The sequence below is a fragment of the Flavobacterium sp. WC2509 genome (assembly GCF_052683105.1).
In genome coordinates this window covers 302,664-316,004 of the sequence record NZ_JBQZFG010000001.1, presented here as the reverse complement: position 1 = coordinate 316,004, position 13,341 = coordinate 302,664, and the positions used below count along the sequence as shown (strand labels likewise).

Annotated in this window: 6 protein-coding genes; 5 read left to right on the top strand and 1 reads right to left on the bottom strand. The window is 34.2% G+C overall.

Features of this window, described 5'->3' with window-relative positions:
* Positions 1-16: 16 nt before the first annotated feature.
* Complete coding sequence (locus ACUN3A_RS01180) at positions 17-3,244, bottom strand: SusC/RagA family TonB-linked outer membrane protein (RefSeq protein ID WP_445549521.1); 3,228 nt, start codon at positions 3,242-3,244, stop codon at positions 17-19.
* 646 nt (positions 3,245-3,890) lie between these two features.
* Here ACUN3A_RS01180 and ACUN3A_RS01175 point away from each other — a divergent pair.
* The 5 genes from ACUN3A_RS01175 to ACUN3A_RS01155 all read left to right on the top strand — a co-directional run bounded on the left by ACUN3A_RS01175 (position 3,891) and on the right by ACUN3A_RS01155 (position 13,326).
* Positions 3,891-8,057 carry a hybrid sensor histidine kinase/response regulator transcription factor gene (locus ACUN3A_RS01175; protein WP_445549520.1) on the top strand — a complete coding sequence of 1,389 codons (4,167 nt, stop codon included), beginning with the start codon at positions 3,891-3,893 and terminating at the stop codon, positions 8,055-8,057.
* 624 nt (positions 8,058-8,681) lie between these two features.
* Positions 8,682-9,401, top strand: a complete 720-nt coding sequence (locus ACUN3A_RS01170) for a hypothetical protein (RefSeq protein WP_445549519.1) — start codon at positions 8,682-8,684, stop codon at positions 9,399-9,401.
* 121 nt (positions 9,402-9,522) lie between these two features.
* On the top strand, positions 9,523-10,206 hold the full coding sequence (locus tag ACUN3A_RS01165; protein WP_445549518.1) for a discoidin domain-containing protein: 684 nt from the start codon (positions 9,523-9,525) through the stop codon (positions 10,204-10,206).
* Positions 10,207-10,347: 141 nt separating this feature from the next.
* Positions 10,348-12,540 carry a TonB-dependent receptor gene (locus ACUN3A_RS01160; RefSeq protein WP_445549517.1) on the top strand — a complete coding sequence of 731 codons (2,193 nt, stop codon included), beginning with the start codon at positions 10,348-10,350 and terminating at the stop codon, positions 12,538-12,540.
* 336 nt (positions 12,541-12,876) lie between these two features.
* Entirely contained in the window at positions 12,877-13,326 is a 450-nt protein-coding gene (locus ACUN3A_RS01155) for a hypothetical protein (RefSeq protein ID WP_445549516.1), read from the top strand.
* Positions 13,327-13,341 lie beyond the last annotated feature (15 nt).

The window sequence follows — 13,341 nt, the reverse complement described above, 5'->3', positions numbered from 1 at the left end:
AAGTAATTTAATGTTGTTAAAAGGAAATGTTTGCTGTAAAAAATACAGTACGTGCTCTAGGATAAGATGAATAATCAAATCCAGGTGTTAAAGCAGAATTGTAAGTATTTACTTCAGGGTCTGATCCGCTATATTTAGTCCAGGTATATATATTCGATGCTGATAATGAAAATCTCATCGATTTAAGGTGCATTTTTTCAATAAATTTTTTATCAAAATTATATCCCACTGCCACATTTTTCAATCTCAAGTAAGAACCGTCTTCAACTAGTCTTGACGAATAGGCAACAGGCGTACCAACAAAACCTTTTGTTCTTACAACATCAGAATCTGGATTTTCCGGAGTCCAACGATCTTGATAGCTAGAAAATTGATTTAAGCCTTCACGTCCAGCTCCTGCTCCTAATTGATTACCATCGAATACAATACGGTTGGCGTTTATAATATCGTTACCGTATGACCATTGGAAGAAAATGTTTAAATCAAAGTTTTTGTATGTAAAGTTGTTGCTAAATCCACCTGTATTAAGTGGGTTACCATTTCCTATTGTAGTATAATCTTTTGCTGTAATAGTATTATCCCCATTTTGATCAACATATTTTACATCCCCTGGCTGAACATTTACATTTCCATTATTGGCAAGACCTGCTTTTAACTTGTAAGGATCTGCTGTTGTACCACTACCTGTAAAATCCTGGTATTTATAAGTTCCAGCGTACTCAAATCCGTACATTTGCCCTAAAGGCTGGCCAACAACTGCATTATATGCACTTACTCCTTTATAATCCGTATCCCAATTTACAACGGATTCCAAGTTATTTTGTCCTTCTGCCAAGGCCAACAATTTATTTCTGTTAAAGGAAATATTGGCACTCGTGGTCCAGCTAAAATCTTTAGAAACAATATTTTTTGTTGTTAAAGTTAATTCCAAACCTTTGTTTTCTACACTACCAATATTTTTGAATGCTGAGGTGAATCCTGTTGATAATGGAAGGTTGGTTTTAAGTAACAAATCTTTGGTTGTTTTTTTATACACATCTGCACTAAAAGTGATTCTTTGCTTAAAGAAGCCTAAATCCAGACCTGCATCAATTTGTTCGGTAGTTTCCCACTTCAAATCAGAGTTACCAAGTTTTTGAGCTGTTGCTCCTGTTACATGATTGTTGTCGAATACATAAGTACCGTAAAAAGGGTTTCCTGGATCATAATAAGTGGTAAGATAATCAAAATCACCTACACGGTTGTTACCAGTTTGTCCATAACTTGCACGCAATTTACCTTCAGATAAGTATTCATTTTTTATGAACTTCTCTTCGCTAAATTTCCAGGAAACGGCTCCTGATGGGAAATATCCCCAATGGTTGCTTGAAGGGAATTTAGATGATCCATCAGCTCTGTATGAAGCTGTTAAGAAATATTTAGATGCATAATCATAATTTACCCTTCCTAGAAAAGAAGCCATAGTCCAAACTGAATTACCCGGATCAATTCTTAAAGCTGTACCTAAATCAAGTGAATCAAACATTAAGCCTTCACTAGCAGCAGGTATTTTGTTTGCTGCCTTACCATAAGACTCACTTTCTTGCTTTTGGTTGGTAAAACCTCCTAAAACAACAAAATGGTGTTTTTTTATTCTTTTATCCCAGGTTAGGGTGTTTTCATTCAGCCAGTTGGTATAATTATTATTCATCATTTTTCCATTAACACCACTTGCACTACCTGGACGTCCTAATGCAGTATAGGAATTATAGAATTCATCCTTTTCGACTTTGTTACTAACATAACCCAACGTTGATCGCAATTTTAATTCTTTAGTAATAAAATATTCAAGATATCCATTTACAGAAAAATTGTTCGTAGTAGTTACATTATAAGTGTTCTTAAGGTTCAGGACAGGGTTTACTCTTAAGTCAAATCCTGAGTTAAGATTCGGATCTATAAATTCGTCCTCTGGATTTGCTACACTAGGCGAATATGGGCGCATTCCCCATACAGAAACCATCACGTTGGCTGATCCATTATAAATTGCTGCACTTGGGTCAATTCCTGTTTGTTTCAAATAGCTATAATTTGAATTACCACCAATTTTTAATTTATTAGTAATTTGATAATCAACATTGGCACGTCCCTGATATCTTGTATAATTTGAATTTAACAAAATACCGTCCTGATCAGTAGTTGATCCGCTAACGAGATATTTGATTTTTTTGGTTCCTCCTGATATAGAAAGATCATTCTTTTTGAACAAAGCAGTACGGGTTGATAAATCCTGCCAATCTGTTGCTGGTACATTTCTATAATCTTCAAGTGTTTTCCCTGGATCTGTAATATAGAGTTTATAAGGTGGTATCGGAGAAACTGTAGTTCCAGGTGGAATAGGATTTGATGGACTGCCTATAGTGTTATATTCTAATTGATACTTCACAAAATCATAGGTACTCATCATGTCCATCTTTTTGGCAATTTCCTGAACACCAATGGAACTAGAAAAAGAGAAAACAGGTTTCCCTTGCTTACCTCTTTTAGTTTGGATTACGATAACACCATTAGCTCCTCTTGCACCATAAATAGCGGTTGCCGATGCATCTTTTAATACGTCTATAGAAGCGATATCCTCCGGATTGATTACGTTATTGTTTGCTCCTTCAACCAAAAAACCATCAATAACATACAAAGGACTATTAGCTTGTGTTACCGAGTTATTCCCCCTGATAACAATATTGGTACCTGCACCAGGCATACCGTCTGCTGATGTTACCTGAACCCCAGCCACACGTCCAGCTAACGCATCATCGAAAGAACGAATCGGAGTTCTGCTTAAATCAGACATAGATACACTGGAAACAGCTCCCGTTAAATCTTTTCTTTTTACAGTTCCGTATCCAATTACTACAATTTCTTCTAGATTACTAGTTGATGTTTCTAAAGATACATCAATCTTGGTTCTTGTGTCAACTGATATAGTTTTGGTATTGAAACCAACAAATGAGAACACCAGTTGGTCGCTGGCAGAAGCAGCAATTTTATAGCTTCCATCAAAATCGGTGCTAGTTACTGTTTTGGTACCTTTAACTGTAACGGTCACTCCAGTAATTGGAGATTTGTTTTCATCTCTTACGAATCCACTTACCGTTTTGCTCTGTGCTTGCGCAAAATGTGAAGCAAAAATCATAAACAGACCAACTAAAAAGTATTTGGTAATACTAATGGAATGTTGGTAATTAAATTTGTTTTCTTTTTTCATAGTGATTAAATCATTTAATAAATGGTTAGATTAGTTTTCTTAACTGTTCCAAAATTAGTTATAACGATAGCGTATAAAGTGGGGGTAATAGTTCTTTGAAGGGGGGTAATCAGTCCTATTTAGTTATAAAAATGAATAAAAATAAAAATTACCGCTCTGTTTTTAGTAAAAAAGCATTTATATAGGTAGAAAGAAACATTAATCGTTTTTTTGTTTTTCTATGATGTAAAACGGTTAATTGCAAAAGGAACAAAATTTAAAGGATTCAATTCCTATTTTACGATTTCTTTTAGGATAACTGATATTAGTATAATTTCTGAAATAACGTATGAATTTATTAGTAGTTTAATTCGTAAGTATATGAAAGATGTTCTTTATAAGAAGCATGAAAAAATCAAATTAAAAATATTTTAACTTTAAAAATGTTTAAGCAGTAAAATATTTAATAAAATATATTTTATCAGATTTTTTTTTGAATAAATTTGCAACTAGTATTTACAAACTCATAAGCAAATACAAAAATAAATTAGAATTGATTTTGAGCTATTAAAAAAACAAGAAAAATAGCTTTATACTTATATGATCTATTTAATATTAGATTAATTTTCTTTATTTTTCATCCTCTATTTGCATAAGTCCTACAAACATGAAATTAAGAAGTATCATATTATTTGTTTTTTTTAATCTGCTCGTATGCCCAATTTTTGGACAAGGCTCAGCTAATTTTAAAAATTTAAAATTTAAGCATTTATCAGTAAAAGAAGGTTTGTCTCAAAGTTCCGTAATGTGTGTTTTTCAGGATCACAAAGGTTTTTTGTGGTTTGGAACCAGAGACGGATTAAATAGATACGACGGTTATACTTTTAAAAATTACCGCTATAATTCACAAGATTCCGGTAGTCTTAGTAATAATTATATTAGGGTAATATATGAAGATGAAAACAATAACTTATGGATAGGAACCGATAATGGTTTAAATAAATATATTTCAGATCAGGAGAGCTTTATAAGGTACAGCCCAACAGCTATTGATAAAAAGGAAAAAGAATCTGATAAAGGAATTTGGACTATTGCTACATATAACAAAGATTGTTTGTTGGTAGGGACAAATTTTGGTTTGAAAACATTTAATACTAAAAGCGGTCTTTTTGAACAATGCTATATTGTTACACCAAAAAAGACTGATTCAAGTGTTAACCACGTAATGAGTTTATTAAAAACCCAAGATGGCGATTTTTGGATTTGTTCTAATATGGGAATGGATTTTTATAGTCCGAAAAGGAACATAAAAATCCATTATTTTTATGCTCAAAATGGCACAAAAAACATTGCTGTTGATTTTTCGACTATTTACCAGGATAGAGAAAAAAATCTGTGGTTGGGTTATAAGGGAGGATTAGCATTATTTAATAAAAAGAAGAATGTTTTTGAGCAATTTGTAATACACTCGGGAGATATCTTAAATATTACTGATGAGGTGAGGACTATTGAACAAGATTATTTAGGTAATTTTTGGGTGGGTACCTACAATGGACTTTATATAATTAACAGTGATAAAAGTGCCATTACACATATTCGACACGATGAGAACGATTCAAATAGTCTCAGTCAGAATTCCATTTATAAAATATTTGAAGACAGCAAAGGTGATATTTGGATAGGATCTTATTACGGAGGAATTGATTTTTACGACCGAAGTTATGATGTATTTAAGAACTTTTCTTCTGGTACAAACAACACAAAACTTAATTACAAGGTTGTAAGTTCTATAATTGAAGATGGTAGTCAAAATCTATGGATTGGAACCGAAGGCGGTGGGATCAATTTTTTGAACAGAAAGACAGGACTTTTTTCGTATTACAAGCATAATGAGAACGATTCTAATAGCCTAAGTGCTGATAATGTAAAATCCATGATTCAAACGAGAGGCGGAAACTTTTGGATTGGAACACATGATGGAGGTCTTAACTTTTTAAACCCTAACCAAAGACCTTTTCAGTTTAAAAAATACAAAAAGATAGCTGGAGATAATAACAGCTTAAGTAACAACAGAGTTATTTCATTATTTGAGGATTACAAAAATAATATCTGGATTGGTACCGATGGTGGAGGGATTAATGTTCTGGATCCCGTTTCAAAAGCCATACAAAGGATTCCTGATCCATCCGAAGCGATTGGTTATATGGTTTATTCTATTACAAAAACCTCAAACAAAAATATCATATTAATTGCAGGAAATAAAGGTTTGGCCAAAGTGAATTGCATAACCCATAAAATAATGCCTGTTCCTTACAAGATTAAAAAAAATTTATATAATACTAATAATACGGCTTATGCCTATGAGGATGCTTCTAAAAACATTTGGATTGCTACCGGAGGAAATGGGTTATATCATTATAATACAGTTTCAAAAAAGAGCACAAAATATGGAATCGCCGAAGGATTGCCTAATGAAGTTGTTTCCGGAGTTTTAGAAGATGATTATAATAATTTATGGATAACATCCAATTTTGGCATAAGCCGTTTTAATTTAAAATCGCATCAATTTAAAAATTTTGATATTTCAGACGGGCTTCTAGGAAACGAGTTTAATGACGGATCTTTTTTAAAACTAAAAAATGGGGATTTGATGTTTGGCGGGGTAAATGGAATAAATTTTTTTAACCCCAATAATATTGTTGAAAACGCCTATACCCCTCCAGTTTATATTACTTCTGTTTTTGTAAACAATAAGCCTTTTTTAGAAAAAGATACGGCCGAGAACAGGATAGAACTGGATTATGATCAAAATGATTTCAGTTTTAATTTTGTGGCTCTAAGTTACTCACAGTCTAATAAAAATCAGTATGCCTATAAGTTGGAAGGGTTTGATAAAGATTGGCATTATATCGGAAATAAAAAATCGGCAACTTATACCAACATAGATGCGGGTAACTATGTTTTTAAGATAAAGGCGTCTAACAATGATGGTTTATGGAATGAAAAAGGTGATGCCATCGACGTGAAAATATATCCGGCGCCATGGAGATCCTGGTGGGCCTATCTTATTTATTTAATACTTATTACAGCATCTATATATAATTTTAGAAAGTATAGCCTATTGAGAATTCATGAAAAAAATGAATTAAGGCGAGAACGATTGGAAAAAGAAAAAATGGCAGAAATTAATCAAATGAAATTACAGTTATTCACTAATATTTCTCATGATTTCCGCACACCGTTAACACTTATTATGGGGCCTTTGGAGCGAATGATTGCAAAGAAAGCCGGAGATGCTGCTATACAGGAACAGCATGAGAATATGCACAGGAATGCCAGTGTGCTACTCCAGTTGGTAAATCAGTTGCTCGATTTTAGAAAAAGTGAATCCGGTAAACTGAAAATAAAAGCATCAAAAAACAATATTGTCCCTTTTGTGGAAAACATTAAATTATCGTTTGATGAATTGGCGAAAGCAAAGGAAATCAATTATACGTTTCATGCAGCCAGTCAGGATATTGAAGTTTGGTTTGATACCATCAATCTGAAAAAAGTAATTTATAATTTACTTTCCAACGCATTTAAATTCACGCCAAACTCGGGCGAAATAGCTATTTCGGTTTCCACTGTAATTGAAAAAGATAAAAAAGGAAAGCTGACAGATTTTCTGGAATTAGTAATTCGGGACAATGGAAAGGGAATTCCCGAAAAGAAACATAAATTCATTTTTGATCTATTCTATCAGTTAGATGACGAAGAAAATGCACGATTGGGGACAGGAATTGGTCTGGCCTTGACAAAAAATATTGTAAAACTTCATAAAGGAATTATCAAGGCAGTTAGTAATGAAGGCGAGGGTACTTCATTCATTGTTTTATTGCCTTTAGGAATTAAGCATTTGAATGACAGTCAAATTGTGTATGGTTCAGATAACGCTATTGATGATGAAAGTTCCTATTATGTAGGTAAACCTGATTATTTGAGTAACACACCGGTCAATGAGATAGTTGAAGAAGAGGTAAATACAGATAAATCACGTCCGACATTATTATTGGTTGAGGATAACAATGAATTGAGGGCATTCATTAAGAGCATCTTCTCCGATTATACTATTTATGAAGCTGAAAATGGACAAGAGGGTTTGGATATTGCAAATGAAAATGTAATAGATTTAATTATTAGCGATGTTATGATGCCGGTAATGAATGGTATTGAATTGTGTGCCAAGATTAAAACCAATATTTTAACCAGCCATATTCCGGTAATACTCTTAACGGCTAAAACTTCTGAAGAATCACAAAAATCAGGATATACAACAGGGGCTGATGCTTACATCACAAAACCTTTTGATGCGGAAATACTGGAAATTCGAGTAAAGAATATAATAAGATCAAGAAAGTTTCTTATACAGAAGTTTAAGAAAGAAGCAATACTTGAACCAAAAGAGTTAGCGGCAACTTCTGCCGATGAACTGTTTTTGCAAAAGGCAATTGATTTAATAGAGAAAAACATCTACAATTCAGAGTACAGCATTGATGATTTTATCTCTGAAATGAGTATGAGCCGTTCCGTGTTATACAGAAAATTGAAAGCGTTGACAGATCAATCCATAACAGAATTTATAAGAACCATAAAGCTGAAAAGAGCAGGCCAGTTGATTTTAAAATCTCAATCGAGTATTTCGGAAATTGCTTTCGATCTCGGTTTTAACGATTTGAAGTATTTTAGAACATGTTTTCAAAAATTATTCAATGAATTGCCTTCTCAGTATCGTGCCAAACATTCCGAAAATTTAAAAGATAATATGGAGAATGATTTGAATGAAGATGTTTAAATCTTATAATTTAAAATAACACTTCGTTTTAAAAAAGAACAGCAGGATATTCCTGCTGTTCTTTTTTTTATGTACCTGTTGGTTAGATAGTTAAGTTTTTTTGTTTTATAAAACACAACAAAAATGGTCGATAATTCCCCCTTGTAAGAATAGGTACCCCCTCTACAAAAAAAAGAATCTAATGTATTTTTACATCTGTTGATTAGATTGTCAGAAAAATACAAAGGCTTTTTTTGTTTATGAGTTTTGATAAAAAAAAGAACCATAAAACAAACATTAAGTTTAGTGTAGAATTGATCAATATACTCAACGATCTTTTAAAATTTTAATAATTTTTTTCACCCAAAATTGCTAAAAAGTAATCAATACTAAAGGAGCATATTGCTTTAATTATTGTATACTAAAACGCTATTGTATCATTTGGAGAAAACACGAATGCTAAAAAACGGATTTTACAGATTGAATCGTAAAAGTTGTCATAGGCAGTGAAGGATTTCTTGAAAAATGGAGGTGAAGATTTTGTCTTGCACTGATTGCATAAACTATTGCCAGGATTAAAAGGAAATAGTTTTTGGCAATCGTATTGCAACGTAATAAGTATATAAGTAATTAAATAGAAATAATATGGCTCAACATAAAATTGTAATTTTTTTAGCGGCAATTATGCTGTCTAGCTGTGATTATAGAGGAGAAAATTCAGTAAAATTTAAAAGTGATTTTGAAGATATTGAAACAGGTTCTCTGGCAGGTTCAGAATATCTCCCTGTTCCTTTAAATGATTGGAAGGTTTCTGATAATCGGGTAGAATGTCTGGTCAGTAATAAAAACAGGAATCTGCAATTGTTAACAAGAGAATTGGGAACTCATGAAGGAACTTTAGAGATGACCGTTCGGGTTGGTTTTTTTAATCAATCACTATCAAGCAGAAATGATAATTGGGCTGGATTTAGTATCGGTTCAAAAGATAAAAAAAAATATAATGGTGTAAAAATAGGAGTTTGTACTAATGGAGCATTATTTATTGGTGAGCCTAGTCCTAATGATAAAAACATAGAGGTTATAAATTCTTTAGCAAAAGGATTGGATTTAAAAATTGTCGTTACTCCAATTGAAAATAATTATACTATTGATTTTTCTACCATTGATATTTCAACTGGACAAGTCTTAGCAAATATTTCCAAAACACATGTCCCAAAAAACTGGCTGATGGGAGAATTATTACTAACAAGTAATTTTGAAAACACAGAAACAGATAAAACAAACACCCAAAAAAGTGTTTGGTTTGAGGACTGGGAAATTAAAGGAACAAAAGTAAATAATACTGAAAAAAAGACATCTATATAACTACATGATTTTAATAAGGAAAAATATAAGCTGTTTTAATAGAATCTAGGTTTCTAAGTATTTAATTGAACCCAACGGCTTATAATTAGTATTGTTATTTTAAACCAAATCTATACATCAAATGAAAAAACTATTCTATTTATTTCCGATGTTGTTGTTTTCCGTTTTGGCAAACGCACAAAATCCTGTTACTATTGCTGGTGCCTTTTCTCACAGACCATCTCAAAATGGGAACGAAATTACGAAAGCTTATGATGGTAATTTAAATTCCATGTATCACTCAGATTGGTCTATAAATGCCATACCTGATACGCTTGATTTTTATTTTTCCGGAGCTAAAAGCATTAACAAAATCGACTACACACCAAGACAGCAGCAGTCGAATGGTATCTGGACTATTGTTGATGTTTATTATGCCACCGCAGCTGCTCCAGACGTTTTTGTAAATAAGTTAAGTACTATTAACTGGACTCTAACAAATACAGTAAAAACGATTGACATGACTGCCGATCCGATTGTAAAACCTTTTATCGTGCGCCTTGTAGTTAAAGCCGCGGGAGGCAACTTCTCCAGCTGTGCCGAGATTAATTTTTCCTCAGCAGAAACGGGAACGGCTGTAAATACAGCGGACTGTGATAACCCCAGCACCGAAGATTTTTCGGCTTTTGCGACCGTTAAACTAAATGTCTCAAGTGCGAGTGTAAGCCCTGCTTCAGCAAATCCACCTGGTAGCTTGCTCCCATCCCTCTCCCTCACTAGTATTAAGATCGTTTTTGTTTATGGCATCTATGAATCCATCTCTTAGGAGGCAGGAAGTGTCTATAGAATTAATACTAGAGATCCAATCGATTGTTTATTTGTTTACTTTAATTTATTAGCTTAGCGGCCATAAAAGCAAACAAGCATATTTTCCCACTTAAGACAAATCTTAAAAAAAAACCTACCCATGAAGTACAAAATTGTGATGCTTATCATCGTCCTTAATTTTACTGCACTGTTTTCGCAGGAAGCAGCAACAATAAGAGCAACAACACCACTCGAAAATGTTACTATCAAAGGAAGAAAGAAGAATGTAAAAGAGATACACGAGTTTAAAAGACATGCCCAAAGTACTGAAGTACTGACTCACAGCGAGCTAAACAGAAACAACCCTGCTTTTATAGAGCAGAGTTTAAACACCATGGCGGGAGTTCAGGTTGACAAAAGAACCCAGCTTGGAGGACAACGAATCGTGATCAGAGGTTATGGAAACGACCAGAAATTCAACAATTGGGGAATTAAAGTCTACTTTAACAACATGCCGGTAACCACCGCCGACGGGGTAACGATTCTGGATGATATTGATTTCACAACTGTGGATAATATTGAAGTAATTAAAGGACCCGCAGCAAGCGAATATGGAGCCGGTGTGGGAGGAACAGTTCGTTTTTACCTTAAAACACCCGAAGAAAAAGGACTGTCTTTTGACCAAAAAAGCACTTTCGGAAGCTTCAATTTGTTTCAGTCTTCTTCTAGGATCAATTACAAACAAGACAAATCTTCGATGTTTCTGAATTATACTCATTTGGAATCAAACGGATACAGGCCACACGGAGCCAGCGCCAAAACCAGTGCAACTTACTTTGGCGAGTTTGCCGTTTCAGCTAAGGAAAAGATGGGCTTATACATGAGCTACAATGATTCTTATGAGCAGATTGCCGGACAGATTTCTTACGCCGATTATTATGCGGGCAAAGATCCGGGTAACAGCGCCTATAGCAGCAAAAATGCAGGTTTAAGCATTAAGTCGACCCGAATTGGAGTTTCTTATGAAAACAAATTCAGTTCAAAATTCAGAAACAACACTACCCTTTTCTATTATAATTCAGATCAGGAATCAATTTCGGCAGGAGCTTACGGTGTAAGCACGAACCCCAATAAAGGCTTGCGTTCTGTTTTCAGCTGGAAAGAAAACATTAACAAAAACTGGGACAATGATTTAGACTTTGGAACAGAAATTCAACAATCTACCTCTTTAGCATCCAGCTACAGATTCCTGGGAACCGACCCGAACCAACCTTTGTTGGTTAGCGATATCTCTAAGGCATCTTACTTTCAATACAAAAACAATCAGTTAACTGGATTTGCAAATGACCGCATCACTTATAAGCCAGCTGATCTTTCTTTCATCTTCGGAATCAGTGCAAACAGCGTGGATTTCAACAGAAAAGACCTGTATGCAGTACCAGGATTGATTAATGGTCACGTAGATCAGTCATTTGCAAAATCATTCGGAACGGCTTTCAATCCGCGTGTTGCCATCCAAAAGACGATCAACAAAAACCATATCATCAATTTAAGCTACAACAACGGGTATAACAGTCCCACGGCAGCTACTTCTTACATTGCGGCAACCAATCAGACTAATGATAATCTGAAAGCCGAAAAGGCAAGAATGATTGACTTTTCCGCTCATGGTTTGTTGTTCGACACCAAATTTGATTACCAGTTTGCCGTATTCAATATGGAAATTGACGACAAACTGACTCAACTTTCAGCGATCAATCCGCAGGGAGGTGCTGCTTATACTTATTGGGCCAATACCGGAAACCAAAGCAATAAAGGAATTGAAGCAAGTCTTGGGTATTTATTGGAATTGAAACAAGGCAGTTTTCTGAAATCAATTCAACCTTTTGGCAGCATGTCTTTCAACAATTTCAAGTATACCGATTTCAAAACTCAAACCGGATCTGCATTGGTGGATTATTCGCAAAAAAAGGTTGTGGGCGTGCCGAACCAGAAATTTACTGTGGGGATAGACTTCGAAACTGAAAACGGTCTCTATTGGAACAATACCTTCAATCATATCGGAAACGTTTACACTGATTTCGGAAACACCAATTCCGTAAAAGGTTTTGACCAATTGAATTCAAAAATAGGCTACCGAAGGGACTTTTTTGAACACAAATTGATGCTTGACCTTTATGTGGCAGGAAACAACCTTACAAACCAAATTAATTACACCTTTCTGTTCCTCGGAAACAACATAAACGACCACGACAACGGCAGCAACTACCCAACAGGCGTCGCGACCGACGTAAATCCAGGGCCTTCGAAAGCTTATTACTTTGGAGGCGTAAATCTTAAATTTTATTTATAATCTGAGCTCGATTATTGTAGCTTTTTATTTTTTTAATCATTATGAAAAGATCAAATCTTTCTTATTAGCCCCGATAGAAGTGGAAATACTTATGTTCTGGTTCCGATAGCTATCGGAAGGCACATAAGTATTGAAAACGGATAGCGGGTGCAGTCATTATTAAAATACGAATCTTTCTGTTGCAATCAATTAGTTTTAAAACAGATAAACGTGGCTTACGATAACGTTTTCGACTTAATACAAGCGCTTTTTAACGCATATCACTGGTTACCAAAAAAATAAATTAATACATTTATTATTCTTTAAGTTAATAATCGATCCTAAATCTATTATAAAATGAGAAAACCTACTATTATATTGCTTCCATTGTTACTCTTTTTCCAACTGTCGATTGCACAATCACAGATTGGGAAAGAAAAATTGAAAGAGTATCGCGATAGTCCCAAGTGGATAGAAATGATGAATGATCCTAATGCGAATTTCTATGAAACTAATGTAGCTTTTGATGAATTTTGGAAAGGAAAACCCAATCCGCTCGAATTGATGGAGGGAGAAGAAGAAGCGTTCGAAGAATTAGAAGAAAGATCATTTGTTTCCAGACTCTTTAAAAGCAATAAAGAACTAAAAGAAGAATCGCTTAAGTATGCCGAAGATTTTAAGAAATTCAAATTTTGGAAAACCCAAAACGAAGGTTTTGTAAAAGCTGACGGAAGAGTAATGACTCAGGATGAAATTCAGCAGCTGGTTCAGCAAGAATTACAAAGCAGGCAAAATACTAAAAAATAATTCCCCCGCAACCTT